Annotated in this window: 30 protein-coding genes and 1 pseudogene; 13 read left to right on the forward strand and 18 right to left on the reverse strand. The window is 43.0% G+C overall.

What is annotated here, in order from left to right; translation table 11 throughout:
- Window positions 1-36: 36 nt before the first annotated feature.
- On the reverse strand, window positions 37-819 hold the full coding sequence (locus AC4CU3_RS06165) for an NRDE family protein (protein WP_201953573.1): 783 nt from the start codon (window positions 817-819) through the stop codon (window positions 37-39).
- Window positions 820-912: 93 nt separating this feature from the next.
- On the opposite strand from AC4CU3_RS06165, the gene lgt reads away from it, so the two are divergent.
- The 3 genes from lgt (at window position 913) to AC4CU3_RS06180 (ending at window position 2,581) form a co-directional block, all read left to right on the forward strand.
- The gene (gene lgt / locus AC4CU3_RS06170) at window positions 913-1,725 is read left to right on the forward strand and encodes a prolipoprotein diacylglyceryl transferase (RefSeq protein ID WP_201953570.1); all 813 of its coding nucleotides are present in this window, start codon (window positions 913-915) and stop codon (window positions 1,723-1,725) included.
- A 100-nt stretch (window positions 1,726-1,825) separates the two neighbouring features.
- A complete protein-coding gene (locus AC4CU3_RS06175) occupies window positions 1,826-2,209 on the forward strand; it encodes an AzlD domain-containing protein (RefSeq protein ID WP_125280825.1) in 384 nt (127 codons plus the stop codon).
- 3 nt (window positions 2,210-2,212) lie between these two features.
- Window positions 2,213-2,581, forward strand: coding sequence for a hypothetical protein (locus tag AC4CU3_RS06180; protein ID WP_201953567.1), 369 nt, complete (start codon window positions 2,213-2,215; stop codon window positions 2,579-2,581).
- Between the two features lie 39 nt (window positions 2,582-2,620).
- Here AC4CU3_RS06180 and AC4CU3_RS06185 read toward each other — a convergent pair whose 3' ends face one another.
- Window positions 2,621-3,130 carry a CHAP domain-containing protein gene (locus AC4CU3_RS06185; protein WP_087011366.1) on the reverse strand — a complete coding sequence of 170 codons (510 nt, stop codon included), beginning with the start codon at window positions 3,128-3,130 and terminating at the stop codon, window positions 2,621-2,623.
- Between the two features lie 527 nt (window positions 3,131-3,657).
- On the opposite strand from AC4CU3_RS06185, the gene thyA reads away from it, so the two are divergent.
- The 5 genes from thyA to msrA all read left to right on the forward strand — a co-directional run bounded on the left by thyA (window position 3,658) and on the right by msrA (window position 7,404).
- A complete protein-coding gene (gene thyA / locus AC4CU3_RS06190) occupies window positions 3,658-4,500 on the forward strand; it encodes a thymidylate synthase (RefSeq protein ID WP_201953565.1) in 843 nt (280 codons plus the stop codon).
- A gap of 116 nt (window positions 4,501-4,616) precedes the next feature.
- Window positions 4,617-5,129 carry a dihydrofolate reductase gene (locus AC4CU3_RS06195; protein ID WP_151835536.1) on the forward strand — a complete coding sequence of 171 codons (513 nt, stop codon included), beginning with the start codon at window positions 4,617-4,619 and terminating at the stop codon, window positions 5,127-5,129.
- Between the two features lie 26 nt (window positions 5,130-5,155).
- Window positions 5,156-6,208 carry an Lnb N-terminal periplasmic domain-containing protein gene (locus AC4CU3_RS06200; RefSeq protein WP_201953561.1) on the forward strand — a complete coding sequence of 351 codons (1,053 nt, stop codon included), beginning with the start codon at window positions 5,156-5,158 and terminating at the stop codon, window positions 6,206-6,208.
- 95 nt (window positions 6,209-6,303) lie between these two features.
- Window positions 6,304-6,762 (forward strand): META domain-containing protein, encoded by a 459-nt coding sequence (locus AC4CU3_RS06205; RefSeq protein WP_201953557.1) that lies wholly within the window; start codon window positions 6,304-6,306, stop codon window positions 6,760-6,762.
- A gap of 114 nt (window positions 6,763-6,876) precedes the next feature.
- Window positions 6,877-7,404: a peptide-methionine (S)-S-oxide reductase MsrA gene (gene msrA, locus AC4CU3_RS06210; RefSeq protein ID WP_176537118.1), complete on the forward strand. Its 528-nt coding sequence runs from the start codon at window positions 6,877-6,879 to the stop codon at window positions 7,402-7,404.
- Window positions 7,405-7,460: 56 nt separating this feature from the next.
- On the opposite strand, the gene AC4CU3_RS06215 is transcribed toward msrA, so the two are convergent.
- From AC4CU3_RS06215 to AC4CU3_RS06235, 5 genes are all read right to left on the reverse strand, one after another.
- The gene (locus tag AC4CU3_RS06215; protein WP_058868889.1) at window positions 7,461-7,865 is read right to left on the reverse strand and encodes an ExbD/TolR family protein; all 405 of its coding nucleotides are present in this window, start codon (window positions 7,863-7,865) and stop codon (window positions 7,461-7,463) included.
- A complete protein-coding gene (locus tag AC4CU3_RS06220) occupies window positions 7,865-8,488 on the reverse strand; it encodes a MotA/TolQ/ExbB proton channel family protein (protein ID WP_201953554.1) in 624 nt (207 codons plus the stop codon). Before AC4CU3_RS06220 ends, AC4CU3_RS06215 begins: the two co-directional genes overlap by 1 nt.
- A 19-nt stretch (window positions 8,489-8,507) precedes the next feature.
- Entirely contained in the window at window positions 8,508-9,275 is a 768-nt protein-coding gene (locus AC4CU3_RS06225) for an energy transducer TonB (protein ID WP_004692476.1), read from the reverse strand.
- Window positions 9,276-9,491: 216 nt separating this feature from the next.
- Window positions 9,492-10,358: a formyltetrahydrofolate deformylase gene (gene purU / locus AC4CU3_RS06230; RefSeq protein ID WP_004692478.1), complete on the reverse strand. Its 867-nt coding sequence runs from the start codon at window positions 10,356-10,358 to the stop codon at window positions 9,492-9,494.
- A gap of 71 nt (window positions 10,359-10,429) precedes the next feature.
- Complete coding sequence (locus tag AC4CU3_RS06235) at window positions 10,430-11,131, reverse strand: TetR/AcrR family transcriptional regulator (protein WP_201953551.1); 702 nt, start codon at window positions 11,129-11,131, stop codon at window positions 10,430-10,432.
- A gap of 116 nt (window positions 11,132-11,247) precedes the next feature.
- Here AC4CU3_RS06235 and AC4CU3_RS06240 point away from each other — a divergent pair, with 116 nt between their 5' ends.
- The 4 genes from AC4CU3_RS06240 (at window position 11,248) to AC4CU3_RS06255 (ending at window position 15,120) form a co-directional block, all read left to right on the forward strand.
- Window positions 11,248-12,696, forward strand: coding sequence for a coniferyl aldehyde dehydrogenase (locus tag AC4CU3_RS06240; protein WP_201953549.1), 1,449 nt, complete (start codon window positions 11,248-11,250; stop codon window positions 12,694-12,696).
- A 159-nt stretch (window positions 12,697-12,855) separates the two neighbouring features.
- Window positions 12,856-13,092, forward strand: coding sequence for a 50S ribosomal protein L28 (rpmB, locus tag AC4CU3_RS06245; protein ID WP_010325866.1), 237 nt, complete (start codon window positions 12,856-12,858; stop codon window positions 13,090-13,092).
- Window positions 13,093-13,104: 12 nt separating this feature from the next.
- Complete coding sequence (rpmG, locus tag AC4CU3_RS06250; RefSeq protein ID WP_003654787.1) at window positions 13,105-13,260, forward strand: 50S ribosomal protein L33; 156 nt, start codon at window positions 13,105-13,107, stop codon at window positions 13,258-13,260.
- A 144-nt stretch (window positions 13,261-13,404) separates the two neighbouring features.
- Window positions 13,405-15,120, forward strand: coding sequence for a cation:proton antiporter (locus AC4CU3_RS06255; RefSeq protein ID WP_201953546.1), 1,716 nt, complete (start codon window positions 13,405-13,407; stop codon window positions 15,118-15,120).
- A 60-nt stretch (window positions 15,121-15,180) separates the two neighbouring features.
- Here AC4CU3_RS06255 and AC4CU3_RS06260 read toward each other — a convergent pair whose 3' ends face one another.
- From AC4CU3_RS06260 to AC4CU3_RS06285, 6 genes and pseudogenes are all read right to left on the reverse strand, one after another.
- On the reverse strand, window positions 15,181-15,459 hold the full coding sequence (locus AC4CU3_RS06260) for a hypothetical protein (RefSeq protein WP_004692486.1): 279 nt from the start codon (window positions 15,457-15,459) through the stop codon (window positions 15,181-15,183).
- A gap of 105 nt (window positions 15,460-15,564) precedes the next feature.
- Window positions 15,565-16,068 carry a DUF6586 family protein gene (locus AC4CU3_RS06265; protein WP_004978994.1) on the reverse strand — a complete coding sequence of 168 codons (504 nt, stop codon included), beginning with the start codon at window positions 16,066-16,068 and terminating at the stop codon, window positions 15,565-15,567.
- A gap of 75 nt (window positions 16,069-16,143) precedes the next feature.
- A pseudogene (locus AC4CU3_RS06270) lies at window positions 16,144-16,507 on the reverse strand (ASCH domain-containing protein).
- A gap of 40 nt (window positions 16,508-16,547) precedes the next feature.
- Window positions 16,548-16,808 (reverse strand): RNA recognition motif domain-containing protein, encoded by a 261-nt coding sequence (locus AC4CU3_RS06275; RefSeq protein ID WP_004692489.1) that lies wholly within the window; start codon window positions 16,806-16,808, stop codon window positions 16,548-16,550.
- 98 nt (window positions 16,809-16,906) lie between these two features.
- Window positions 16,907-18,895, reverse strand: a complete 1,989-nt coding sequence (locus AC4CU3_RS06280; protein WP_201953543.1) for an ATP-dependent helicase — start codon at window positions 18,893-18,895, stop codon at window positions 16,907-16,909.
- Window positions 18,896-19,060: 165 nt separating this feature from the next.
- Window positions 19,061-20,206 carry a glycerate kinase gene (locus AC4CU3_RS06285; protein WP_407079382.1) on the reverse strand — a complete coding sequence of 382 codons (1,146 nt, stop codon included), beginning with the start codon at window positions 20,204-20,206 and terminating at the stop codon, window positions 19,061-19,063.
- Window positions 20,207-20,508: 302 nt separating this feature from the next.
- Here AC4CU3_RS06285 and AC4CU3_RS06290 point away from each other — a divergent pair, with 302 nt between their 5' ends.
- A complete protein-coding gene (locus AC4CU3_RS06290) occupies window positions 20,509-20,958 on the forward strand; it encodes a carboxymuconolactone decarboxylase family protein (protein ID WP_201953540.1) in 450 nt (149 codons plus the stop codon).
- A gap of 84 nt (window positions 20,959-21,042) precedes the next feature.
- On the opposite strand, the gene AC4CU3_RS06295 is transcribed toward AC4CU3_RS06290, so the two are convergent.
- From AC4CU3_RS06295 to AC4CU3_RS06315, 5 genes are all read right to left on the reverse strand, one after another.
- Entirely contained in the window at window positions 21,043-21,612 is a 570-nt protein-coding gene (locus AC4CU3_RS06295) for an HdeD family acid-resistance protein (protein WP_004978978.1), read from the reverse strand.
- A gap of 119 nt (window positions 21,613-21,731) precedes the next feature.
- Window positions 21,732-22,490, reverse strand: coding sequence for a hypothetical protein (locus tag AC4CU3_RS06300; RefSeq protein WP_279044529.1), 759 nt, complete (start codon window positions 22,488-22,490; stop codon window positions 21,732-21,734).
- Between the two features lie 47 nt (window positions 22,491-22,537).
- Complete coding sequence (locus AC4CU3_RS06305; RefSeq protein WP_201953534.1) at window positions 22,538-22,984, reverse strand: NUDIX hydrolase; 447 nt, start codon at window positions 22,982-22,984, stop codon at window positions 22,538-22,540.
- A gap of 96 nt (window positions 22,985-23,080) precedes the next feature.
- Window positions 23,081-25,723 carry a type I DNA topoisomerase gene (topA, locus tag AC4CU3_RS06310; RefSeq protein WP_184117767.1) on the reverse strand — a complete coding sequence of 881 codons (2,643 nt, stop codon included), beginning with the start codon at window positions 25,721-25,723 and terminating at the stop codon, window positions 23,081-23,083.
- Window positions 25,724-25,759: 36 nt separating this feature from the next.
- The gene (locus AC4CU3_RS06315) at window positions 25,760-26,209 is read right to left on the reverse strand and encodes an ammonium transporter (protein WP_004692510.1); all 450 of its coding nucleotides are present in this window, start codon (window positions 26,207-26,209) and stop codon (window positions 25,760-25,762) included.
- Window positions 26,210-26,243 lie beyond the last annotated feature (34 nt).

Below are 26,243 nucleotides of genomic sequence, written 5' to 3' on the forward strand. Positions count from 1 at the left end.
CATTCCAAAAAAAATGCCGACTTATGTCGGCATTTTTTATGATTTAAAGAGTACAGCCTGTTCCGTGATTTTTCCTTTGAACTCACCCTGCTGCTGCTTTTCCAGCCAAGACCATTGTTCATGGGTCATGCGCAGGAAGTTAGAACAGCGTGTCCCATAAATAGGGCTTTGAATAAAAGTCGAAGACAATAACTCTTCCATATCCAGACTAATCCCAGTTTGTGGCAACAAGTCTGGAATAATCTTGCGCTCATCCTCCAAAATATCCCAAGCTGTCGCCTCTAACTCGCTTTGTAAGATGTGGGATTTTTGCAACATCGGTAAGAACTCTTGGGTAAAGCGCTTACGTAAATGTTTGGTTTTTTCCCAATGTTCCGTCATCAAACCATTCGACACCACATACACGCCTTTCGGAAGAACCTGTGGTGCTTCACCACGATTGCTCATATAGACCGCCTGATGCCGATCCCCCATAAAAAGATTAAAACCCGCATAGTCACATTGTTTTTTCTCTAAGTCTTGTGCAAAACGAATCGGGGTTTGTTCAGACTCTAAAAAGGATTGAATCAAATGTCCGCGAGACGTTGGATAGCTGGTTTGATCCTTCCCATCGCGAAAGTTGGTCAAAACAGCCCAACGTCCTGTTGGTGTTATCCCCATCCATGTGCCGCCAGACTGCAAATCTTGCCCTGCAATAATCGGGCTATTTTCCCATTGCTTTAAATGGCTCGAAGGACGCTGATAGAACTCATCTCGATTTGAAATCAAACACAATGGCATATCATCCAAGACCTGCCATGCTATTGCCACAATACACATAAACGATACTCATCATCTTTACACATTGAATGTACAACATTTTTCATCTCTTTCAGCTAAAATCTGTTCAAAACATAATGACTAGGAATATGCATGCTGACCTATCCAAATATTGACCCCGTCGCAATAGCACTTGGCCCTTTACAAGTCCATTGGTACGGACTGATGTATTTATTGGCCTTTTTGTTTGCTTGGGGACTAGCAAGCTACCGCGCGAAAGAACGAGGTTGGACACCGGACATGGTCTCCGATCTGATCTTTTATGGCGCTCTAGGTGTAGTTATTGGTGGTCGTGTCGGTTACGTCTTCTTTTATGGCTTTGAGCAATTCCTTGCAAACCCTATTTGGCTATTCCAAGTCTGGACAGGCGGCATGAGTTTCCATGGCGGCTTCTTGGGTGTAATGCTTGCCATGCTGTTCTGGTGTAAGAAATACAAAATGACTTGGTTCCAAACCCTCGACTTTATTGCGCCATGTGTCCCTACAGGGCTCATGTTTGGTCGTATTGGTAACTTTATTGGCGGAGAGCTTTATGGTCGCCCTGTTGCAGACCCAAACTTTGCACTGGGTATGATTTTCCCAACGGATCCGCTACAGCTAATTCGCCATCCTTCTCAGCTCTATCAGGCCTTTTTTGAAGGGTTATTGTTATTCATCGTACTGTGGTGGTTCAGTTCAAAGCCACGTCCTCGTATGGCGGTTTCAGCGTTATTCCTGATCGGTTATGGTATGGCCCGCTTCATCGTCGAGTTCTTCCGTGAACCTGACAACGGACAGCTGTTCATCGCATGGATGAGTAAAGGTCAATTCCTCAGTCTGCCAATGATTTTGGTCGGCGCGTGGATGATGTGGTATGCCTATCAAAAGAGAATCTATGATTGGGGCCCACAAAAGAATAATGGCTAATCCGATGAGCGGATAAAATATTGGGGGCATCATTGCCCCCTTTTTTAGGACCAAATTATGCTAAAGTGACATATGTTTGGTTTTTAAATACATCACTCCCATGCTCGAATTTTGGTTTAATCCCTCAATTTCTATTCTTAAAAAATTACTTATTTTTATCGCAATTGCTGTTGTAACAGGTGTGTTGTATTGGATGGAACCCCTGAGCCTCAATGCCATTTTAATGTTCTTGGGTACTGGGATTGTTTTTCTGATTTGTCGTTACTGCAAAATTCATTTTGCCGCCAAAAATCCTACAGGTTTTTTATATCGTCTACTGACTTGGATTCCAATTGCGCTACTTTTGGCACTGATTTTTATGAATATTAAAGATGGTGAGCTGCTGATTCCAGGTGCACAAGGGATTGGTTTTATGGCGCTGGGGATTTGCCTATTTTCCCCCCTATCTCTTTTGCATAGCAATACTCAGCCTGAGTCCAAATAAACCATGTTGAACTTTTGGTATTCTGAACGCTGTAGCCGTCAAATTAAACTCATCGTTTGTATTGCCACTTGCGTGATGATTTTTATGGCAGCACAAGTTCAACAGCTTGGCACAATCTTTATTGGTTTGAGTCTCGTGATTGGCATTGCAACGCATCTGCTACGTGGTGTGCAATTGAAGATTGGTCAGGACAATCCGTATCGTGAAGGCTTTTCGCGTTTGGTTATTTTTCTGCCCCTAATTGCCCTGATTTGTTTGCTAGGCTATCTACCCGCGCAAGATAAAATTCCGCTGGCGCTCCAGTGTATCGGCTTTAGTGGAATTGGTTTATTTTTAGTATCGATTCACGCACAGCGTGAAAAAAGAATTTAATCGGGATGCGGAGTTGCTCTACATCCCGTCAACATCTGCTTAATCCATTCGATAATAGCTGTAGTTCACATTTTGGTTACGGTAAACCGCATAACCACTTTGTTTAAAATCAGAAACCCAACCATTGCCTGAATAAGCGGCAATATGTCCATAACGGTTTTTTGCAGTACGGTCGATAATATAAATATCGCCTTTTTTAGGCTGATCAAAAGATAAGTTGATTTTACGATAACCAATGCTGGTTAAGGTCTTCCCCCAATCTGCCGCAGCCACAGGATGGCTCTTGAAGCGTGCACCCGCAGACTCTAAGCCAATGCGAATACTTTTAGCACATTTTTGGGTGCTGGTTTGACGGGTGATATTTCTTAAGAAACCTGTAAATTTTTCAAGATCCACACGCTGATGGTTGCTAATGGCCCTTTCTCGTGCCTGCTTCGAGCTTAAAATATCCGAAGCGGTGACATTTCGCTCTGACTGAGAACGTATTATGATATTGGTTTGCGCAGGCGCATAGACGTCATTCATATTTACGTTTTGATCATAAGGCATACTAAAACCAACTCTCCTCCCAATCATTAGGGGTGTGCAACTTTTCGAGTTCGAAATACTAACCGCTCAGCATCGAACTTTCATGTCGTAAATGTAATATTTTTTTTCAAAATGCAACACAACCTTTCTAAAGTTTTCTTTTCTCTGTACTTTTTGAAACTTAAATTAACTAAAAAAATTTACCCCTTACCCAAGTCCTTTTTCGGCTTAAGCTCAAATTTTTCACCATTGGCTAATGAAGTCCTTAGATATGGAATGGATTGCCCATCTAAACGGCTATCTATTTAGATTCGATACAACTCAATTATTGCAGTTTAAATCCTGCACAAAACCACTTTAACCTGGTTCTCTGTAATAGCTTTCACATAACTTTTATATGAGTAATCATCTTGCCTGACTTACTAATCTCGGGTGCGCAATAAGGCACAATTCAGTATAATCATCCGCAGATTTTATAATTTAGAGTGGAAAGAACAGGCACTTCTATTAAGAGGTCTGTTCCCCCAAAGTGTTTATTTGAGAGTTTTATGAAAACGTATTTAGACCTGCTACAACACATCCTCGATCACGGCGGTGATAAAGGCGACCGTACTGGTACAGGTACGCGCTCAGTATTTGGTCATCAAATGCGCTTTGATCTTTCTCAAGGCTTCCCTTTATTAACCACTAAAAAAGTGCACTTTCGTTCAATCGTGATTGAACTGTTGTGGTTCTTAAAAGGCGATACCAATGTGCAATATTTACAGGACAACAAAGTCAGTATTTGGGATGAATGGTCAACTGCAGAACAAACTGCGCGTTTTGGTCGCCCAGAAGGTGAACTGGGGCCGGTGTATGGCCATCAATGGCGTAATTTCGGTGCAACCAAAAAAGCCGACGGTTTCTATGAAAAAGATGGTTTTGACCAAATTGCATGGTTAGTCAATGAAATTAAAACCAATCCAAACTCACGCCGTCTGATTGTATCGGGTTGGAATCCACAAGAAGCTGGGCAAGTCGCCCTTCCTCCGTGCCACACTCTCTTCCAGTTCTTTGTTCATAACGGCAAACTGTCTTGTCAGCTCTATCAACGCAGTGCCGATGTTTTTCTAGGTGTGCCTTTTAATATTGCCAGTTATGCGCTACTCACTCATATGATCGCGCAAGTCTGCGGTTTAGGTGTGGGTGACTTTGTCTGGACGGGTGGCGATACGCATTTATATGCCAACCATTTTGAACAAGCGAAGCTTCAGTTAAGCCGTGAACCTTTAGGGCTGTGCCAACTGAAACTCAATCCTGCGGTTAATGATATTTTCGACTTTAAATTTGAAGATATCGAAATCGTGGGTTATGAATCACATCCTGGGATTAAAGCACCCGTTGCTGTTTAAAGCAGATAAAGCCGAATTCAATCTCGCCTTGAATCAGCGAGATTGAGGTTTACCCATAGATGTTCTTCCTCTCCTTGAGGAAGAATAAGAAATATGACCCAACATTTGAGCGCGTTATGGCCTTTCAAAACTTAGAAGTTGTACATGTAGTGGCAATGGATCAGCAACACTGTATTGGTAAAGGCAATGACCTACCTTGGCATATTTCAGCCGATCTAAAACACTTCAAAGCCATCACGCAAGGTGGTGTGGTCATTATGGGCCGTAAAACGCTGGAATCGATGGGCCGTACTTTACCCAAGCGTGTCAATTGGGTCATTACTCGCGACACTTCTTGGACTTTTGACGGTACAAAGGTGGCTTACAGCATCGAAGAAGCTTTAGCGCAAGCTGTTGCCGATGTTCAAGCTTCAGAAAAACCTGACAGTATTTTTATCATTGGTGGCGGTGAAATTTTTAAACAGACCATCGACATTGCGGACCGTTTAGAACTCACGCATGTTGAACTCGATGTGCAAGGTGATGCGCATTACCCTGCCATTCCAGCAGCATTCAAAAAAGTCGCGTCAGAACAACATATTGATGACAAAACTGGAATTGCTTTTGAGTTCGCAACCTATCAAAAATAAAGCATATTCTTTTTGCTAAAAGCACGATGCACAACATGATCAAAATAGAATTTTGGCGGACACTGGGCTTTGGATTACTCCACACCCTGTTTAGTATTTTTGTCTTGTTGAGTTCAATTTGGCTGTGTTTTGCATTGTGGATTCAAGAGCCTTTGGGCTGGTTGGTCAGCCGTCTTTTTATTGGAATCTGGATTGCTTTTGCGCTCAGCATTTTGGGCATCTATATCACCCAAAGCTTTTTTGGTCGTCGCCTCGATATCATCCTTTATCTCCTTGGCTTTTTACTGGCTTTGTCTTGGTATTTTAGTTTAGATGCTCGCCAAGACCGCGACTGGCAACCTGAAGTAGCAAAAATCTTGCATTATGAAAAACAAGGCGACCATGTCACCCTTCATAATGTCCGCAATTTCACATGGCACCCTGACGGCTCCTATACTGAACATTGGGATACCCGCTCTTTCAATCTGAATCAAATCACTGGGGTCAATATCATTACCTCATACTGGATGGGGCCGCAAATTGCACATACTTTGGTCAGTTTTGATTTTGCCAATACCGCACCGCTGACCTTTTCCATTGAAATTCGCAAAGAGAAAAATGAAGAATTTTCAGCGATTGGTGGTTTTTTTAGAAAATATGAGCTGAGTTTAGTGGCCTCAGATGAGCATGATATTGTGTATACCCGCAGCAATATTCGTCATGAACAAGTCTATTTCTTTCCTGTTCGCCTCGGACAGGCTGAAAGTAAAGCACTGTTTATAGAGTATTTACATAAGGCAGACGAGCTCGCCAAGCATCCTAAGTGGTATAACACCCTCACCAGTAATTGCACCACCTTGGTGTTTGATATGGTTCAAGCCGTTTCACATGACGCTTTACCAACCGACTATCGTATTTTAGCTTCAGGTTATTTGCCGAATTATTTGTATGATTTAGGCGCGATTAGCCCACAGTGGGATATGAAAACATGGTATCAAAAAGCCTATATCAACCCACGTGTAAGCAAAGAAACAGAGTTAACCAGTCGTGAGTATTCACAGCTCATTCGTCAGGGCCTACCCGTTGACCAAACTCGCTAAGGTCTACAACGAGAAGCTGCAAGTTAAAACTGGCAATCAGCGACAAAATTTGCTTTGATAGTTCAGACGATACATCACAATAAGAGTCTGATCCCATGTTAAAAAAACTGATTGCAAGCAGTCTTTTAGCGAGTAGCTTAATCATAACTGGCTGCCAAACGACACCACCTCCAGCGGATACCATTGAAATGGCCAACATTCAACAGCTCCAGCAGCGGACTTGGATTTTGACGCAAATGGGCAATACCGAAATTAAAACAGCACCCAATGAACGTAATATTCCAAGCCTTCAGTTTTCAGCCGATAACCGCATCAGTGGTGCAGATGGCTGTAACCGCATTATGGGCAGCTATACCGTCGGACGCGATACGCTCACCTTGAGCCAGCTCGCAACCACCCGAATGGCCTGTATCAATAACAGTGCTGTCCCGCAACAGTTCCAAGAAGCGCTGGCAAAAGTGACACATTACCAAGTGTTTGGTAAAACACTGAAACTACTCGATCGACATGGTAACTTGCTGCTACAGTTTGGCTCTGCCATTCAACCACGTTAAATTGTTTCTATAAAAAGCCTGTAATCACAGGCTTTTTTAATCTGTAACAGACAACATTGTACTGAACCAATCAGCCCTTATATAAACAGATATAAACACAATTAGGATTTTAAAATGCAACAAGCACTCTTTGGTGGTGGATGTTTTTGGTGTGTAGAAGCGGTTTATTTAGAGCTTCAGGGCATACATAAAGTGACCAGTGGTTATGCAGGAGGAGATACCGACAACCCAACATATGAAGATATTTGTCGTGGCGATACCAACCACGCCGAAGTTATTTTAATTGATTTTGATGAAACTCAAATCAGCTATGCTCAGCTGCTCGATGTGTTTTTTGCCACTCATGATCCTACGACACTCAACCGTCAAGGCAATGATGTCGGCACTCAGTATCGTTCAGTCATTTATTATTTTAATGATGCGCAGCGTGTTGATGCAGAGCAAGCAATTAACGACTTAAAGGCAGAAGGTCTCGATATTGTGACCGAACTCAGTCCTGTACCAACGTTCTATTCGGCCGAAGACTATCACCAGAACTTTTACGCTCGTAACCCTTCTCAAGGCTATTGCAACTTTGCCATTCCGCCAAAACTGATGAAGCTGCGCTCTAAGTTTCAGGCTTTATTGAAAGACAGCAAATAACTTAATAATTCACCATAAAAAAAGCGACTTCAAGAGTCGCTTTTTTTAACATCAACTTAGTTATCGCTTACGAAAGCAATATCCGCCAGTCCAGCTTCACTCGCACGAGACATCACTTGTGCGACCATATCGTAACGAGATTCTTTATCTGCACGAAGTTGAACCGTTGGCTTGGTTTCCAACTCACCCGCTTCATTAAAACGCGTTTGTAGTTCTTCTAAGCTAATCACTTGATTATCCCAAGCCACTTCGCCATTTGCATTAATGCTTACCGTAATGGCTTTAGGTGGAGGATCTACAATATCAGCCGTCGTTTTTGGTAAAGTTAATGGAATTGATGGGTTGGCAACGGTCGCTGTCACCAAGAAGATGATCATCAAAACCAGCATAATATCGATCAGCGGAATGAGATTCATCTCATTCATGCCAGCATCGTTATCGTCACCCAATTGAAAAGCCATTAAGCTTGACCTCCAACTAAACCTTGTTGAGTCGCTTTACTTTCTACTGCCGCAGGTGCTGAGTCTTGTTGCAACATGGTATCAATGAGCAAGCCGTGTGCTTGGTCTTGAAGCTCATGTGCCAAAGTACGGTTTACACGCGCACAGATGTTATACGCTAACACCGCAGGAATCGCGACAGCTAAACCTAAACCCGTCATGATCAGTGCTTCACCTACAGGAGTTGCAACTTGCGCTAAGCCTGCTTGACCACTTTTACCAACAGCAACAAGGGCATGGAAAATCCCCCATACTGTACCGAACAAACCCACGAACGGTGCAAGCGATGCAATCGTACCTAGAACTGAAATACCTTTCTCAGCATTCGCTTTTTCAGCAGAAATTTGACGAAGAAGGGCTTGTTCTGCAACGGCTTTACGTTGTTCAAAGTTCAATACAGCAAACTTTGATTTTAACTTAGCTAAAGCTTGTGAAAGTTGAGCATAAGCTTGTTGTTTCAATTGACGTGTACCCATGATACGTAAAACAAAGATGGTCCACGTTGCAATCGACATTGCCAACAAGATGAAATACAGTGTTTTACTGACTGCATCAGCATGTTGCCAATAAACTGAAAAGTTCATACTCGAACTCCTGATAAAGTTAGCGTTTTGTATTCAATTCTAAATCAAATGGTTGCTCAGCCCGAATTGGATAAGCCACACCATTTTCTTTATAAGGTTTAAATTTAGCGCCTTTGACAGCTCTTAAAATCTTTTCATCTAAAGCAGGTACACCACTTGAACGAGTAATACGGGCATTCACAATCGACCCTTTTTCATTCGCCTCAATCAGCACCACGACTCGACGGTTTTCACCTTGTAAATCTTGATTACTATAAACTGGTTTTGGAGAGCGGCTCCATTGCACACCTGAACCACCAATCGACACCGACTTCGGTGAAGTATCAGCTGGTGCAGCCTGAGTAACAGGTTTCGCTTGCTCTGGTTGCACGACAGGTTTTTCGACTTTTTTCTCTGTAATCGTCGTGGTGACTGTCGGTTTCACTGGGGTTTCGGTTGGTTTAACAACCGGTTTAACCACTTCTGCTTTTTTAACTTGTTGAACCTTTTCTACCTTTTTCGGTGGGGTTGGTTGTGGTTTTTCCACAATCTTCACTTCCTTCGGCTTAGTCGGTTCCTTTTTCGGTTCTTCCTTCGGCTTAGGCGGTAGCGGTTTTGGTGGTTCTTGAATTTTAACGAAGCGAACCTTCAATGGTTCTTTTTCAATCGGTTTGAGTTCAGGAGCTTTCATGTGGTTCACTGCCCACAATACGCCCATATGGCCCACGACAACCGCGATCAAAGCAGCAAGAACTTTCTTTTTCATCGGGTTGGGAGTCTGCATAGGAGAAATAACTGTTGAACTCATTAAAATCGGTGACCTAATTTAAGCGGAGTGGCCACTGGGTTGGTTTCCACTATAACGCTTATCGTTTAGTACAATAAAGTAGCGCAATGATAAATGAGAAGTGTTTTCATTTGCAACTATTAATTTGTCACTTTTTATGGTTTTTTCTAATCATACCCAAACAAAAAAAGGCATACTTAATGTATGCCTTTTTCAATCTTGCTTGCAACCCATTTTTTATTGGAAAACGACTGTTTTGTTACCATCAACAATAATACGGTCTTCTAAGTGCCACTTCACTGCACGTGCCAAGACATTACGTTCAACATCCTGACCCAATTCACGTAATTGATCAACCGTAAAGTCATGGTTCACACGCTCTACATCCTGCTCAATGATCGGACCTTGATCCAGATCCGCAGTGACATAGTGCGCGGTTGCGCCAATAAGTTTTACACCTTTTTCATGCGCTTGCTTATATGGGTTTGCGCCAACAAAAGCAGGTAGGAAGGAGTGGTGAATGTTGATCACTTTCATTTCCCACTTCTCGACAAATGCTTCATCTAGAATTTGCATATAACGCGCAAGTACCAATAAGTCATTGCCTTGCATTAATTCATCAATTTCAGCATAAGCTTCGCGTTTGTTGTCCTTCGTTACAGGGACAACTTCAAACGGAATGCCAAAGTTCTCAACCGCTTCGCGTAAAGTTTCATGGTTAGAAATCACTTTGGTGATTTCGCACGGCAAACCACCACGCGCATGACGCCATAACAGCTCAAGTAAGGCATGGTCTACTTTAGATACTAAAATCCCGACTTTTTTCACGTCGCTGACCAGCGCCAAACGCCATTGCATTTCATAACGCTCTGCTACATTTGCAGCAAAAGTTTGAGTGATGCTTTCTTTACGAGACTGTAAATTGTCTAGTTCAAACTCAACACGCATAAAGTAACGTCCGCCCTGAGCTTCAGTCGCGTATTGATCAAGCGCAGTAATATTCGCGCCTTGATGATACAAAAAGCTCGATACAGCTTGCACGATCCCTGGCTTATCTTCACAAGTAATCAGTAAACGTGCCGTGTTAGCAGTTGTCATATTCATGTCAGTTTAAATCAGTAAAATGAAAATCAAGCCAAGTATTCTAGCGCTTTTTACTCAGCTGTCAAAACACCTTATGGCTTATCATCCGATTTAAATGACGCCAAGCTCGAAAACAGTTCAGACGGCCCCATCGTATCCAACAAGCGCTCATACGTCTCACGACTTTCACCACGCAAATAGACCCCTTCTAAGAACACCATTTGACGGAGTGCCTGCCAGACCCACTTTTCTTCTAATGTATTGGAATCAGTGATATGACCCGACATATAAAGGAAGTTGGTCCAGTTGGTCAGTACAATCCATAAATTGATAATCAGGGCTTCAATTTCAGACGACGTCATTTGCATCAGACCTGCATCAACAAAGGCCTGATAGATCTTTTGCCCTTGCTGCATCACCTGCCCTGCAAAACGTGGATACATCTTGCGGAAGTCTTCATTGTTTTCAACCAAATGATAGACATCACGGTGTAAAAAGCGATAAGCCCACAACTGGCTGCTCAGCACCTGAAAATAACGAATTTTATCATTGGCATCTAACAGACGATCATCGGGCAAAGCCAGCATCTGTAGCGTTTCGCCTTGATACTGTTCCATGAGCTCTTTGATAATTTCACTTTTATTGCGAAAGTGATAATACAAATTGCCCGGACTCATATTCAATTCAGCGGCAATATGATTGGTCGTAACAGAACGTTCTCCACGCTCGTTAAAAAGCTGCAAACTGAGTTGCAAAATACGTTCTTTGGTTTTCAACGTTTTAGTTTGAGACATCCTAAAATAACCATTCATTCAGTGCATTAGAAGACTAACACATAAAGTAACTTGACTAATTAGAGCAATTACTCTAAAAATTAAACATAAATTGAAATTTGAAATGGTAGTGCGGCATGAACAGTCAAACAAAAACAACTTCATTGACACCACATTCTTATGATATTCAGCACCTACATGATGTGCTTGAACAGCAAAAGCACGCTTATTTACGTTATCCATTGCCAACCGCAAAAGAGCGTATTGACCGTTTGGCACGACTTAAGCGTATCTTAGTTAAGTATCAAGATCAATTTGCCGAGGCAATTAATCAAGACTACGGCAACCGTTCCACCAGTGAAACCAAAATTGGGGAATTGCTCACCTGCCTTGAACACATCAAATATTATAGCAAGCATTTAACCACGTGGATGAAACCCTCGAAACGTCACGTTTCAATCATTCACCAGCCAGCTAAAGCATGGGTGCAATATCAACCTTTAGGTGTGATCGGCATTATTACCCCATGGAACTATCCTTTATTACTCTCGATTGGCCCCTTAATTTGTGCTTTGGCAGCAGGCAACCATGCCATGATCAAAATTTCCAGTTCATCAGGCAACTTTGGTCGCATCCTTGAAAAAGCACTCTCTGAAGCCTTTCCTCAAGAATTAGTTTCCGTGACCAATGGCGGTGGCGCGATCTCAGATGCCTTTTGTCGTCTGGCTTTTGACAAGCTTATTTTCACAGGTTCAACCAATGTCGGTAAAACCGTCATGGCTGCTGCGGCAGAGAACCTCGTTCCATTGATCCTCGAACTTGGCGGAAAATCACCGGTATTAGTACATCCTTCTATTCATTTACGGGATGTTGCGCAGCGTATTGCTGCAGGAAAACTGTGGAATGCAGGTCAAACCTGTGTGGCACCTGACTATATGTTCTTACCTAAAGGTAAAACTACCGAGTTCATTGAGCACTTCCGCGAGTGTGTGGAAGAGATGTATCCTGACATTCTGCATAATCCAGACTACACTTCAATTATTAATGACCGCCAATACAACCGCTTGCAAAGTTATCTTGAAAATGCACGTGAGCATGGAGCACAGGTGGTTGAAATCAACCCAGCCCATGAAACCTTCTCCGATACACGTAAAGTGCCCCCTACACTGTTAACTGGCGTCACGCCTGACATGCGTATTATGCAAGACGAAATCTTTGGACCACTGCTGCCGATCATGGAATATGATCAAATAGACGATGTTATCGAGTTTATTAATAGCCGTCCGCGTCCACTTGCATTATACTACTTCGACTTTGATCAGGCGCGTGCAGATTATGTTGCACAGCGTACTCATTCAGGGCATTTCGGACAAAACACGGTTTTGACCCATGTCGCACAAGACGATTTACCATTTGGTGGCGTTGGTGCATCAGGTATGGGGAAATATCATGGTCCAGAAGGTTTCTTCAGTTTGTCGCATGAACGGTCAGTGATGTCGAATCCCAAGTTATATAGCTTGAAATTCATTCTCCCACCGTTTAACAAACCAATTCACAAGTTGATTTCAAAGACCCTTCTTCGCTAAATGATCAAGGCATGACCTATCGCACGGGTTCATGCCTAGTTTTAATGAAAATCGCTTGTCTTTTAAGCGCATTTTTGGTATAAAACGCCCCTTGAATGATTTCATCCGTTTACTTAATAACTAGCGCACAATCGGTGCTGTCTAGCAATGGAGTTCACCATGTCTAAGGTTTGCCAAGTTACCGGCAAGCGTCCAGTCGTTGGCAACAACGTCTCGCACGCCAATAACAAAACCAAACGCCGGTTCGAGCCGAACCTGCATCACCACCGTTTCTGGTTAGAAAGCGAAAAACGTTTCGTACGTCTTCGTCTAACTACAAAAGGTATGCGTATTATCGACAAATTGGGTATCGAGAAGGTTGTTACTGACCTACGTGCTCAAGGTCAAAAGATCTAAGGAGTCTGAACAATGCGTGATAAAATTCGCCTAGTTTCTACTGCTGGTACAGGTTATTTCTATACCACAACTAAGAACAAACGTACTATGCCGGAAAAAATGGAAATCAAAAAATTTGATCCAAAAATCCGTCAACACGTAATCTTCAAAGAAGCTAAAATTAAATAATTTTAGTTTTTTGGAAAAAACGACCTGGTTTAGGTCGTTTTTTTTTGCTTTTTTTTCGTTCGACTTGTTAAACTTTTAATCTCTTTTGGCACCTTTTGTGCTTTGCTTCTTTTTCACCCTTAACTTTTGCTTAAGGAGTTTTTAGTGCCTCATGACGTAGATCTCATTATATTACTTGCTGTCGGTTTTGGGCTTGCGCTCATTTTCGGCTATCTTGCCGTACGCTTACGCCTTCCCCCACTGATTGGTTATCTGATTGCGGGTATCATTATTAGTCCCAATACCCCTGGTATTGTCGCGGACATTCATCTGGCGAACCAATTGGCTGAACTTGGGGTCATGTTCCTCATGTTTGGTGTGGGCATGCATTTTTCCCTCAATGACTTATTACAAGTTCGACGCATCGCATTACCTGGTGCTATTTTACAGATTGCTGTCGCGACCCTGCTCGGAATAGGCGTCAGTATGATCTGGGGATGGAGTCTTGGCTCTGCCTTAGTCTTCGGCTTAAGCCTGTCTTGTGCCAGTACAGTGGTATTGCTCAAAGCACTGGGAGACCGTGGTCTACTCAATTCGGTCAACGGTAAAATTGCCGTAGGTTGGCTCTTGGTTGAAGATCTAGTCATGGTCTTGGTACTGGTACTCTTACCCGCTACAGCAGTGCTACTCGGTGGAGAAGCCCTTACAGGCAGTGCTGATGACAACATTTGGCTTACCTTAGGCATCACCTTACTTAAAGTGGTAGGTTTCATCGCTTTTATGCTAATCATCGGGAAACGTCTTGTTCCAATGATCATGCAATTTGTCGCTCGCCTTGGTTCGCGTGAACTGTTTACCTTAACCGTGGTGGCTGCTGCGGTCTCAATCGCCTTTGGCGCGTACAAAATTTTCGGTGTTTCCATGGCGTTGGGCGCTTTCTTTGCCGGGATGGTCGTGAAAGATTCTGACTTTAGCCACCGTGCCGAAGAAGAAACCCTTCCTCTACGTGAAATTTTTGCCATTTTGTTCTTTGTTGCAGTCGGCATGTTATTTGACCCGCGCATCTTAGTGGAACAACCGGTGCATGTGCTTGCAGTCGTTGCAATTATTATGGTCGGCAAAACCATTGCCGCTATGGCACTAGTACTCTTTTTCCGCTACCCCATCAATACTGCCCTCACCGTCGGTGCGTCACTGGCACAGATTGGTGAGTTTTCCTTCATCTTAGCGACACTCGGGGTTTCACTTAAACTCTTATCCTTAGAAGGGCAAAACCTAATTTTGGCAGGAGCACTCATCTCTATCACCTTAAATAGTTTTGTGTTCTCCGCAATTGAGCCTGTACAACGCTGGATTCGTGAGCGCTCGCATCTAGCACGCTTACTGGAGCGTAGTGGTGACCCACTGGCAATGCTGCCTGATGAAGTCTCACAAGACTACTTACGTGACCAAGTGGTAATTGTTGGACATGGTGAAGTAGGGCGTCGCATTACCAAACAATTGATGGCTGAAGACATTAAAGTAGTGATTGCGGAAGAAAACCGTGAAATTGTAGAAAACCTGCGTGAAAAAGGCATTGCAGCTGTTTCTGGGATGGCGACAGACCCTGGGGTACTGATTCAAGCCCATATTCAACATGCGCGCTTGCTGGTACTCTCTCCGATGGATATTTTAGATATTCATAAAATCGTGGATATTGCCAAAACCCTCAATCCTGAGATTCAGGTCTTGGTATGTGCGGAAAGTAAAGAAGAAGCTGAAGTGATTCGCCGCGATCAAATTGGTGAAGTTTATTTTGCAAAAGAGGAAATGGCGAAAAATATGAGCAATCATATTTTAAATCAAATTCAGATTGCTCATCATCAAGCACCCACCCACTAACCAACCAACCAACACTGGATACAAAAAACGCACTGTTCAGTGCGTTTTTTCTTATTCGGCTTAGCTGAAGAACTGTGGCTTTTCATCCACAACTTCCGCTTGCCACTCGCCCACTTGTTTTTCAAGTAAGCCGTATAAAGCCGCTTGCACCATCTGCTGCGCAACGACTGTTGTCTGGTCGCCTAATAATGCTTTGAGCTCTTCATTAAACTGGATCGTGACTAAAGGTGCACTCTCCGAACCTGCGTTACGTAGTGCGAGCTCACCACCTTCAAGTTGAACCAATTCTAAAATGGCTTCTTGATTTCCAAATAATTCTTTCAATTGTTCTATAGACATATTTCCTCCATGTTCAACATGGTGGCAAAGGCAGTTGCACTTTGCTTCGCTTAGACTTATTGATATAAGGACAAATTTTCAAACTTCAAGCGTTGGTCATCGCTTTTAGAATTCAACCATCTCATTCCGAAAGCCATCGATCAACGCCGTTAAGTCTCGATGCCACTCACGTAAAATTTTGGTATCGGGTAACCATGCCTGAGGGGTTTGAGTCACTTTAATGATCAGATTGGATGAAGTTTCTGACTCAGGTTCAGGTGTACTCGGCTCTGGCGCATACTGACACAAGCGATAAGCACGTTTTAACTCGGCAATGAAACCTTCTTTCGAGAGTTGTTGCATTACAGTCACTTCAGGCGAGACTTGGCCCTTAGCTGCCATATGCTCCTCTATGGACTTCAAGGTCGGGGTAAAGTCATTTAAGCGGTAGTAACGGACCAACTCTTGTAGAAACGCAAGCACCGCGCCATGCAAGTGAAACACAGCAGCCTCACGGTAAGCCTGAGCTTGTTGCACATGATCAATTTGTTCTGCTTGTTGACATGAAAGTCGAGCAAAGTAGAGTTTTTGGTTAGTGCGATCAGCATGGTAACGGGCAACACGAGTCATGAAGGGTGTTCCTAAGTTTTGGCGTTTATAACAATTCTAAGAGTAATCTTTCTATACAGCAGTGCATAATAAAAATTATGCATGATCTATTTCAATAAAATAAATCTTTCTTTTTGCTATGACAGGCATCGAAATATGCATGGGACGCACATTTGTGAGTACCCAAGCCCAATATTCCTTTTCCCAATATGATGCCATCGACGAATCAAGCTCATCTTCTCTCCATGAGTGAATCGACTCAACATCAACCACAGCAACAGCATACCCCCAACTCTTCATCGTCCTCGTGGGTTAAATAGTGCTTATTTTCCACAATAATCAAATCTTTAAGTGGCCATTGCTCTGGTCGCCAAGAACGGATCTCTAAGGTTTTATTTCCTTGAGAGATTTGTCGTCGCATCGGTGCAACAATCGATAAAGCTGGATAGATTTTTTTCACTTTATCCCATAAAAAAGGAGCATCGATTGCTCCTTTTTACTTATGCTTCTGGCTTCTCAGGTTTATCTTCCGCCTGTTTGACGCGAATACCAGTACCATGCAAACGTAGTGTATTAAGCCCTTTAATAGCTTTAATCGCTTCACGTGCGTGTGGCATTTCAACAAATGCAAAACCTTTCGATTTACCTGTTGCTGCATCAAGGATTAAATTACATGATGCAACTGTGCCATATTGCTTAAATAATTCAAGCAGTTCAGCTTCAGCCACTGTACGCTCTAAATTACGAACTAAAATTTTCATCTTACAACCTTCAAAAATAGGCAAAATCATCAAAAAGCAATCGCCTACGCTACTTTCTGAACATTGCACAACAAATACCACAATGTAATCTGTTTAGTTTAATCGAGATTAATCCCAAAATCTAAATTAATCGATTGGCGCTCAATTAAAGCACTCTTTACGGTTTGCTGACGAGGCTTATGATGGGTTTCCATGCTACACAAATTTCGGGTCAAATCATTTAAAAAGTAGCTTTCAACTTTACGCCCTTGCTCATCAATCACGTCTCGTGCCCACAGACTTAAATTTTGCTTGGTTAAAATCAGCTCATTCTGAGCACGGGTCAGCGCCACATATAAGACCCGACGCTCTTCTTCGACATCTTTAAAATCACCTTGGGCACGGGCATGTGGATATTGCCCTGGGGTGACATTGACCACATAACAGACCTTTTGCTCTGTACCTTTGGCCGAGTGAATGGTAATCAGGGTGACGACATCACTATCGGACTGGCGTTCAATTTCAGAAATCGACACAGGATCAAGCACATATTCCTCTAAGAACTCACTTAACTGGGCATGTTTAGAAGCCAATTGCTTCACCAGTTCAAAGTCCCCTTGGCGGCGATTCCAGTCTTTTTTATAATTTTCCGCCAATTGTGCTTCAATCGCCTGAATACCCAAACTGACGCAAGCCTGTACTTCCTGTTTCAGTACCGTCATTTGCTTCATGATCAACAAGGTTTCAGCTGGAATCCGCCCAAATTTCTCTAATTTACCAAAGATTAGATCAAACTCAGGCTCCAGTAAAAGTTGCTGAGCAAGACGGCTTGCACCGACATCTCCCACCCCATTCCACAAGGTAAGAAAACGCATCCATGCAATATCATCGAGAGGATTGGCAATCACGCGCAGCAAGCTCAGTAAATCTTTCACATGCGCGGTTTCAAGCAGTTTCATGCCCCCAATAAATCGATAGGGGACATTGGCTGCAATACATGCTGCCTCAATATGCCGTGCTGCAAAGCTGGAACGCACCAAGACCATATGATCCGACCAGCGCTGTCCCTGTAAGTAATGGCGCTCTTTAATGTCGATCGCGATCCATTTTGCTTCATCAAACTCATTTGGGAAAATGTGCATGCGAGGCTTCACGCCCTCCCCCCGATGAGCATCTAGGCGTTTGTTATATTGAATCTCAGATTGATCGAGCAGCCAATTGGAGAGGTCTAAAATTTCTTGGGTTGAACGATAGTTTTGCTCCAATTTAAACACCTGAGCATTCGGCACACGGTCTTTAAAATGGTGAATATTTTCAAAATCTGCCCCACGGAAACCATAAATTGACTGTGCATCATCGCCGACGCAGAACAGGCTCACTTTGTCTTTAAGGGGCTCAAGCAAGGCCCACTGCAAAGGGTTGGTGTCCTGCATTTCATCGACCAGCATGTGTTTGCAGAGCGATGCCACATAGTCGGCTAAACCATCTGACTGGTCGAGTGCTGAGGCCACGATCGCAAGAATATCGTCATAATCTAAAAAGCTACGCGCACGTTTTCGTGTCTCGTACTCTTTCATGATTTCCGCAATTTGATCTTTAAAAGCCAAATGCTCAGGATGCTGTTTTTCTAAGGCATCACTCAACTTTTGACGCGTATTTCGTGCAAAAGAATACAGATCACACAGTTCTTGCGGTTTAGGTAGCTGATTGGGATTTTTCTTGTCATCTTTCCCACGAATCAGGCGGAACATCATCAGTTGATCATCACGATCAATAATTGAAAACTGCTCTAAACCAAAGGCTTTCGGTACACGGCGCAGCAGATACATACAAAAAGTATGAAAAGTAGAAGCGCGTAGCCCTTTGGCTTGCTCACCTAAAGCCAGCTCCACTCGCGCCACAATCTCGCTGGCTGAACGACGGGTAAAGGTTAGAATTTGAATTTGGTTGGCAGGAATCCCTTGATCAATCAGGTATGCAGCACGTGCCACAATGGTTTTCGTCTTGCCACAGCCAGCCCCTGCGAGCACCAGACTGTGTTGCGACTCAGTCGTGGCAGCTTGTTTTTGTTGCGGGTTTAATTCATCAATTAGGCTGGCTAAACTCATAATCACTCATCAATTCGTGGATGCTGCTAGTCTAACAAATCTATGACGTCAATATGAGGCTCCAGCAATGATTATCCATTTCTGTCTGAAATACACCTTCAGATCTATGACCCAGACCTTATGCTCGAACCGCTTACTGCCTCAAAAATTTAAAATTAAGCTTACTCAGTATGCTTTATAAAGCAAAAGTCGAGTGATGTCCTCACAACTATTTTGCAAATGCTGTTCTGCATTTTTCAATGCTGTTGCTAAATCACAGTCAGGTTCATTGATCGAAACAATTTGACTAAACCCTTCATCAAATAATGCCTCAGCATCCTCTCCGACACGTCCAGCAAAGGCAATCACTGGTTTATTCAACTGCTTGGCTAACTGAGCCACCGCCCACGGCGTTTTGCCAAACTTGGTTTGGAAATCGATACTGCCTTCACCCGTGAAAACATAATCGGCTTGCTTTATTTTCTCCGCCAGTTGAGTTTGCTCAATCACCCACGTCGCGCCAGACTGAAGCATAGCGCCTGTAAAAGCCATTAGACCAAAACCTAGCCCACCTGCGGCGCCTGCCCCTGCAACATTACGTATCTGTAGATTAAGCTGTGTTTCCACCACATCGGCAAAATGACTCAAATTTCGATCCAACTTCTCAATCATCTCTGCGCTCGCCCCTTTTTGCGAGCCAAACACATGCGATGCACCCTGTGCTCCACACAGCGGATTAGTGACATCGGAGGCAATTAAAACTTGAATCTTTTGCAAGCGTGGGTCTAAAGCCTGCATATCAATCCGTTTAATATCTCGTAAATGACCACCACCAACGGGCACGTCCCGCCCTTGTGCATCTAAAAAGCGTACTCCAAGCGCCTGTGCCATACCACTACCTGCATCATTAGTGACACTGCCTCCAAGAGCCAAAATGATTTTGGACACGCCTAGATCCAATGCATGCCGAATCATTTGCCCCGTTCCCAAAGTTGTGGTCAGCAATGGATTTCGCTGTGCGGGCTCAAGCAGATGAATACCATTGGCTTTGGCCATTTCAATAACAGCCGTTTGCCCGCCATCAAATAAACCCCAATACGTTTTCACTCGTTGTGATGGCAAGGGCCCTGTCACCTCACATTCGACTTTTTGGCCAGCTAAAGATGTTAATAAAGCATCGACTGTGCCTTCGCCGCCATCGGCCATAGGCACATGTATACATACAGCATTAGGAATTATGTTTTGAATTCCACGCTGCATCGCCGCACAGGCCTGTTCTGCTGTCATACTTTCTTTGAATGAATCGGGCGCTAAAATAAAAGTTGTCATCATCCATAATTTTTTTAGAAAATTTAATTTATTAATAACACGATTTATAAATTTCCCGCCCGCATTTTTCTCTTTTCATTGTCCTTGGCACAGTTCGTTATCATTGAAGTTGAGTACATTTCGATAAAGTTAAAATAGCCTCAATGATTTTTTAATTTTAAACATAGAAGAGCTTTACTGTGCTGTCACCAAAACGACTACCATAGTTCATTTGGTTTTAATGCATAAATTAAACAAAGTGCGAATCAATTAGCCGATAAAATCATCATTAAACATTCAACGCTCTTTAAAAAAATAGGTGATGTATGGAACGAATTAACTTGGGAAAAGCCGTACCTGAACTCTATAAAACAGTATTAGAACTCGAAAACTTATCCATGCAAAAATCCCAACAAGCAGGTCTTGAGATTGGATTTTCACACTTGCTGAAACTGAGAGCCTCACAGATTAACCAATGTGCGTTCTGTGTACGTATGCATACACAAGATGCCATGAAAGCAGGTGAATCAATCGAACGGATTGCCCTCATCAGTGCATGGCAAGAAAGTGGATATTTTTCTGAAAAAGAACGCGCCGCACTGATTTTAATTGAAGAAATCACACTCATTGCTCAGCAGCATTTCCCCGATTCGGCGTATCAAGAAGCAGCAAGAATCTTATCCGATGCAGAAATTGCCGCTATTGAATGGATCGCGATTGTGATTAACACGTGGAATCGTATTGCGATTTCAAGTCAATATGCCGTCAATCCATAAGCCTGCCATTCAGCTTTACACATAATATAAAGCACACGAAAAAAGGGAGCCTGCATGAGGCTCCCTTTATTTTTTAATCATGCTTTATTCAGATTGGCTTGCTGGTGGAATCTGCTTAATGGCCGCCGCTAGAGTCAGATAATTAATCCCTTGGAATAAAATATCAAAAGCAAGGAATAAGCCCAGCACCCAAAATGGGGCATCTGGTGTAGTTAAAATCATAATGCCGGCCAGCAGGGTTAGAACACCAGAAAAAAGTGTCCAACCCCAACCTTGGAATGCTCGAAATAAGATTGCATTAAAGATACGAATGACCCCTGCAATAATCAAGAAAACCGCTAAAACACTGGTCAAGACAATGGCTGTTTTCACAGGTGTAGTAAATGCGTAATAGCCCGCAACCAAATACAACACACCAAACAAAGCCCATAGCCAGCGGAAGCCACCCTCAAAAATCTTAAAGGCTGCGATGAAGTGTAGAACACCACCTATCATCATTAACACGCCAAAGATAAACACTACGGATAAGGTGGCAAAAGGCAAAGCGGCCAAAAGAACGAAACCAAACAACACCAGTAAAATCCCTAAACCCAAATACCATTTACGATTTTCATGGAGTTGATGGCGAACTAAATCATTACCGACTGTTTTCATCTTCTTCTCAAGTTTGATTTTCTTTCACTTAGTTTTAACATGTTTTGCATCGAACTTGTAGGTTTGAGTTTATCCACACAATCAATCCATGCTGTGGATAAACTCAGCATTATCCACAGTTATTTTTTCCACCCAATTTCAATCGCAGTGATCTCATTCACCAATGTTTCATCAATCGATTCAGGCATTTTACTCTGTGTTTGTGAGGTTGGAATGTGCCCGGCCATTAATTCAGCTTTGGATTGAGGGAACAGCGGTTGTTGATTTGGATATGCATAGCCCGCAGGATACATCGGCTGTCCTGTGGCTAAGTCGTATTTATCACTGGCACCAAAGGCATGTAAAAGCTCATGTGCAAGAACGACTTTGTTTTGCTCGGTTTGCTTGTTAGATGCAAATAAATTCACCGAACCGATGCGACCTTTTTGCAAAGCTGTCGAGTGTTTCAGCTCTTTAGTCAGTGCTGAGTCATAATAGTTCAAATACAAAGTAACAGTTGGTGCACCATCTGAACCTTGATGGTTTTTCCATGCATAATAACGGAACTTTAAACTCCACAAGACCGTATCCAATAAACTTGCCTGTTCAGGTACTTTCGGCGGTAGCTGTTTGAGTTCGCGCCCAAGTTGGAAGTAAATCGCAATCGGTTGGCCGTGATATGTCGCCGACATCTGCTCTAAATAACCCTGTACCCCTTTTAAGTTTGCAGGCGTCAATTGCTGTATATATTGCTGAGTTGTACCTTGTCCATCAGCATTAACTGGATGGAGTAATACAATAATAGGCTTGCTCCAATCTTGGTTCTGATCCCGATAAGCGTTCAAAGCAACCACCAATAAAATCAGCAGCAAGATTAAAATACGAAGTTTTTTCCACATCTTTGATCCCCAATTTTTAATAATTTTTTATCACAATGATCAGCACATTACGTAATTTCTAAATGTATTATAGGTTGTTGTAATACAAAGTTTTCCCAAATAAAGTCGTATAATTTTCTTTGATTTGAAAATATAGCCAACGTTTTAGCTTCAGATAAGCTGCACCACCGATATTCAGTATGCTCATGATTCAATAGAACAGATTGGTTTTCAGCACAGAAGCCAACAAATGCGGGAATCATTTCAATCACATTCAAGCCTGGCTCATAAAACTGCTCGATGTAATCTGCGCTAAATAAACGTTGGGGCTGAATGGCGGTTTCTTCTTTGATTTCGCGAAGTATCGCTTGGCTGGCGGGCTCCTTTTCTTCAACCTTTCCTGCGACATGGCACCAATAATCACCTTTAACACGCTTCATCAATAACAGTTTAATTTCACTCTCAATTTTTGACAGTAAAACTGCGGATACAACAACAGAGCGAATAGGAATCATACATTAACCAGAATCTTTTTTTCTTTATAGCTGTGCATCATATAAAAAATGCCCACCAAAGTGAGCATTTCTTGATTATTTCTAAGCAATTAGAACTTAAGCTTCAACCCATTTTCCATCATTGAACACCAATGACCATTTGGTTTGCTTACCTTCAGGCGTTTCAGAACCAATATATTGCGCTTGATTCTTACGGCTAAATTTCACCAAAGTTGGATTCCCTTCAGGGTCAACATCAGGTGCTTGCAAAATAAACTGATACTTCGGATCAAGCTGATCGGCAACACTACGAAGTTCCGAAACTTTAGGTGCACGTGTTTCACGTACTTTCGGGAACTTACTTGCCGCCAAGAATAAACCTGCTGCCCCATCACGTAATACAAAAAAGTCATCATGCTTAGTTGAACGTAAATGTTCCATCTTAATCGGGTCTACACGCGGAGGTGCAGGCTGACCACTTTTTAAGACTTTACGTGTGTTATCACAGCTTGAGCAAGCAAAATAAGGTCCAAAACGACCCGTCTTCAGCTGCATTTCCCCATCACACTTATCACATGGAATGGTTGGACCATCATAACCTTTGATTTTGAACTCACCTTCTTCAAGTTCAAAACCAGCACAGTCTGGGTTATTACCACAGACATGTAGCTTACGACCACCATCGATCACATAACTGTCCATCGCAGTTTCACAGATTGGACAGCGTTTTTTCGACATCAAATCTGCCGTTTCTGCTGCGTCATCATCAGAAAGTGCGGCAAGTGATTCAACAGGCGTTAAGTTCAACGTGCCTTTACAACGCTCTTTCGGCGGTAAGTTATAGCCAGAACACCCTAAGAAGACACCTGTGGTTCCCGTACGAATCTGCATTGGGCGGTCACATTCTTTACAGTGAACTGCTTCCACCTCTACTGGTTGATTGCGGCGCATGCCGCCTTCACCTTGCGCATTGGTCAGGCGTTTTTTAAAGTCGCCATAGAAACTGTCAAGCAACTCTTTCCAATTGCGTTCACCATCGGCCACTTTATCGAGCTGACCTTCTAAGTCCGCGGTAAAGTCATAGTTCATGAGGTTATTGAAACTTTCATCTAAACGATCAGTAACAATTTCACCCATTTTTTCTGCATACAGACGGCGGTTCTCGAGTTTGACATAACCACGGTCTTGAATGGTCGAGATAATCGCCGCATAGGTCGATGGACGACCAATGCCCTTTTTCTCAAGCTCTTTCACCAATGACGCTTCAGTAAAACGTGCAGGTGGCTTGGTAAAGTGTTGCGATGGATCTAATTTTTCAAGCTTCAGAATTTCACCGACTTTCACCGCAGGCAATAACACATCATCGTCCGACTTGTTTTGACCACGTACTTTAGTGAAACCGTCAAAGACTAAGGTGCGACCTTTGGCTTTAAGCTCAACACCGTTGGCATCCACTAAAATAGTCGATGACAAGTATTCTGCTGGTGTCATTTGACACGCGACGAATTGACGCCAAATCAAATCATACAAACGTTGTGCATCACGTTCCACACCCACCAAGCTGTCGCCTTTTAACGCCACATTTGATGGACGAATCGCTTCGTGGGCTTCTTGTGCACCCGCTTTGTTACCATAGCGGTTCGGCTTAGCAGGCAAATATTTCGCACCAAACTCGGTCTCAATATGATGACGTACCATATTCACCGCATCGTCACTCAAAAAAGTCGAGTCGGTACGCATATAGGTAATAAAACCTGCTTCATACAAACGCTGCGCCAACATCATGGTTTTCTTCACAGAAAAACCCAGACGTGTACTGGCTGCTTGTTGTAAAGTCGAGGTGATATACGGCGCGCTCGGATTCACCTTGGTCGGTTTATCTTCACGTGCTGAAACTTTGTAATCTGCGTCTTTAATGAGCTTCAATAAAGCATCGGTATCGGCTTTATTGCGTAGCTTTAAGGCTTTACCTGCTTGTTTGACGGCTTCTAAACGAATCTCATCAGTTTGTGACTTAGTGTCTGCAAAAACTTGCCAGTATTCTTCGGGAATAAAGGCACGAATTTCACGCTCACGCTCAACCACCAGTTTAACTGCGACAGACTGAACACGGCCTGCCGATAAACCACGGGCAATTTTTTCCCAAAGTAATGGCGAAATCATAAAGCCGACAACACGGTCTAAAAAGCGGCGTGCTTGTTGCGCATTGACTTTATCGATATCAAGGCGTGCTGGATGCTTGAATGCATCTTGGATGGCATTTTTGGTAATTTCGTTGAACACCACACGTTGATAACGTGAGTCATCCCCACCAATCACTTCTTTTAAATGCCAAGCAATTGCCTCTCCTTCACGGTCCAAGTCCGTTGCGAGATAGACCTCGTCAACTTGCGAAGCAAGCTTTTTCAGTTCAGCAACCACATGCTCTTTGCCTGGAAGCACTTCATAATGTGCTTTCCAGTCATGCTCAGGATCAACCCCCATACGATTGACCAGTGCATTTTGTGCTTTTTCAGCTTTCTGAGCATCGGTCAGTTTGGTTCGTGTTGCTAGCTTCTTTTCTGCAGTCTTACTGGAACCACCTGTAGGTAAATCACGCACGTGACCCACAGACGACTTCACAATGTAATTCGAGCCTAAATATTTATTGATTGTTTTCGCTTTTGCAGGCGACTCCACAATCACTAAAGCACGCTTTTTCCCAGCCTCAGGAGAATCTGCTGTAGTACTTTTGGATGTGGACCGAGGAGCTTTCGCCATATTAACCGTTAATCCTGTTTCAATGGGTCTGTAAAATTAAAGTTCAGCCAAAGACTGTAAATATGCTTTCATGGCATCTAACTGGGTTGCTCTTAAGTCAGAATGCTCATCCCAATAGAGTCCCACGCAGTTTGCTTGCATATCAATAGCATAAATACCCTTTAATTCAATGGGTAAATGTTTAAACTTGTCATCACCTGTAATGAGCTCAAGCTGCTGATCAACAACGCGAGCGCGCATTAAAGGTAGGCGTGCTTCTGGAATCAGGACACTGTAGTACGCCACCATGCTGGCACGGTTTTCCGAAGCCATTGGTATTTTCGTCCAGTCAGGTGCTGCGACTAAACGCGGGTGTAAACCCATCTTGCGCGCTTTATCACGCATTTCACCTAAAGCTTTTTCTCTTGGACTTACACGAAGTCCAAAAATCGAGCCGAGGATGAATAAGATGATAAATCCGACAACCCAAATTCCAGTATTTTCCATAGCACAACCTTTTTATTCCTTTATTAGAGTTGCA

It is taken from the genome of Acinetobacter sp. 802_lipA, from assembly GCF_058242885.1.

Excerpts from the sequence above, each read along its gene's own strand:
- AC4CU3_RS06285 (WP_407079382.1), bottom strand. The coding sequence starts at position 20,206 with ATGATGACAACTTTTATTTTAGCGCCCGATTCATTCAAAGAAAGTATG.
- AC4CU3_RS06305 (WP_201953534.1), bottom strand. The coding sequence starts at position 22,984 with ATGATTCCTATTCGCTCTGTTGTTGTATCCGCAGTTTTACTGTCAAAA.
- AC4CU3_RS06185 (WP_087011366.1), bottom strand. The coding sequence starts at position 3,130 with ATGCCTTATGATCAAAACGTAAATATGAATGACGTCTATGCGCCTGCG.
- AC4CU3_RS06240 (WP_201953549.1), top strand. The coding sequence starts at position 11,248 with ATGAACAGTCAAACAAAAACAACTTCATTGACACCACATTCTTATGAT.
- thyA (WP_201953565.1), top strand. The coding sequence starts at position 3,658 with ATGAAAACGTATTTAGACCTGCTACAACACATCCTCGATCACGGCGGT.
- AC4CU3_RS06235 (WP_201953551.1), bottom strand. The coding sequence starts at position 11,131 with ATGTCTCAAACTAAAACGTTGAAAACCAAAGAACGTATTTTGCAACTC.
- AC4CU3_RS06295 (WP_004978978.1), bottom strand. The coding sequence starts at position 21,612 with ATGAAAACAGTCGGTAATGATTTAGTTCGCCATCAACTCCATGAAAAT.
- AC4CU3_RS06180 (WP_201953567.1), top strand. The coding sequence starts at position 2,213 with ATGTTGAACTTTTGGTATTCTGAACGCTGTAGCCGTCAAATTAAACTC.
- AC4CU3_RS06265 (WP_004978994.1), bottom strand. The coding sequence starts at position 16,068 with ATGACTCGTGTTGCCCGTTACCATGCTGATCGCACTAACCAAAAACTC.
- rpmB (WP_010325866.1), top strand. The coding sequence starts at position 12,856 with ATGTCTAAGGTTTGCCAAGTTACCGGCAAGCGTCCAGTCGTTGGCAAC.
- AC4CU3_RS06290 (WP_201953540.1), top strand. The coding sequence starts at position 20,509 with ATGGAACGAATTAACTTGGGAAAAGCCGTACCTGAACTCTATAAAACA.
- lgt (WP_201953570.1), top strand. The coding sequence starts at position 913 with ATGCTGACCTATCCAAATATTGACCCCGTCGCAATAGCACTTGGCCCT.
- rpmG (WP_003654787.1), top strand. The coding sequence starts at position 13,105 with ATGCGTGATAAAATTCGCCTAGTTTCTACTGCTGGTACAGGTTATTTC.
- AC4CU3_RS06280 (WP_201953543.1), bottom strand. The coding sequence starts at position 18,895 with ATGAGTTTAGCCAGCCTAATTGATGAATTAAACCCGCAACAAAAACAA.
- AC4CU3_RS06200 (WP_201953561.1), top strand. The coding sequence starts at position 5,156 with ATGCACAACATGATCAAAATAGAATTTTGGCGGACACTGGGCTTTGGA.
- AC4CU3_RS06260 (WP_004692486.1), bottom strand. The coding sequence starts at position 15,459 with ATGTCTATAGAACAATTGAAAGAATTATTTGGAAATCAAGAAGCCATT.
- AC4CU3_RS06175 (WP_125280825.1), top strand. The coding sequence starts at position 1,826 with ATGCTCGAATTTTGGTTTAATCCCTCAATTTCTATTCTTAAAAAATTA.
- AC4CU3_RS06165 (WP_201953573.1), bottom strand. The coding sequence starts at position 819 with ATGTGTATTGTGGCAATAGCATGGCAGGTCTTGGATGATATGCCATTG.
- AC4CU3_RS06215 (WP_058868889.1), bottom strand. The coding sequence starts at position 7,865 with ATGGCTTTTCAATTGGGTGACGATAACGATGCTGGCATGAATGAGATG.
- AC4CU3_RS06315 (WP_004692510.1), bottom strand. The coding sequence starts at position 26,209 with ATGGAAAATACTGGAATTTGGGTTGTCGGATTTATCATCTTATTCATC.
- AC4CU3_RS06275 (WP_004692489.1), bottom strand. The coding sequence starts at position 16,808 with ATGAAAATTTTAGTTCGTAATTTAGAGCGTACAGTGGCTGAAGCTGAA.
- AC4CU3_RS06225 (WP_004692476.1), bottom strand. The coding sequence starts at position 9,275 with ATGAGTTCAACAGTTATTTCTCCTATGCAGACTCCCAACCCGATGAAA.
- topA (WP_184117767.1), bottom strand. The coding sequence starts at position 25,723 with ATGGCGAAAGCTCCTCGGTCCACATCCAAAAGTACTACAGCAGATTCT.
- AC4CU3_RS06220 (WP_201953554.1), bottom strand. The coding sequence starts at position 8,488 with ATGAACTTTTCAGTTTATTGGCAACATGCTGATGCAGTCAGTAAAACA.
- msrA (WP_176537118.1), top strand. The coding sequence starts at position 6,877 with ATGCAACAAGCACTCTTTGGTGGTGGATGTTTTTGGTGTGTAGAAGCG.
- AC4CU3_RS06205 (WP_201953557.1), top strand. The coding sequence starts at position 6,304 with ATGTTAAAAAAACTGATTGCAAGCAGTCTTTTAGCGAGTAGCTTAATC.
- purU (WP_004692478.1), bottom strand. The coding sequence starts at position 10,358 with ATGAATATGACAACTGCTAACACGGCACGTTTACTGATTACTTGTGAA.
- AC4CU3_RS06195 (WP_151835536.1), top strand. The coding sequence starts at position 4,617 with ATGGCCTTTCAAAACTTAGAAGTTGTACATGTAGTGGCAATGGATCAG.
- AC4CU3_RS06300 (WP_279044529.1), bottom strand. The coding sequence starts at position 22,490 with ATGTGGAAAAAACTTCGTATTTTAATCTTGCTGCTGATTTTATTGGTG.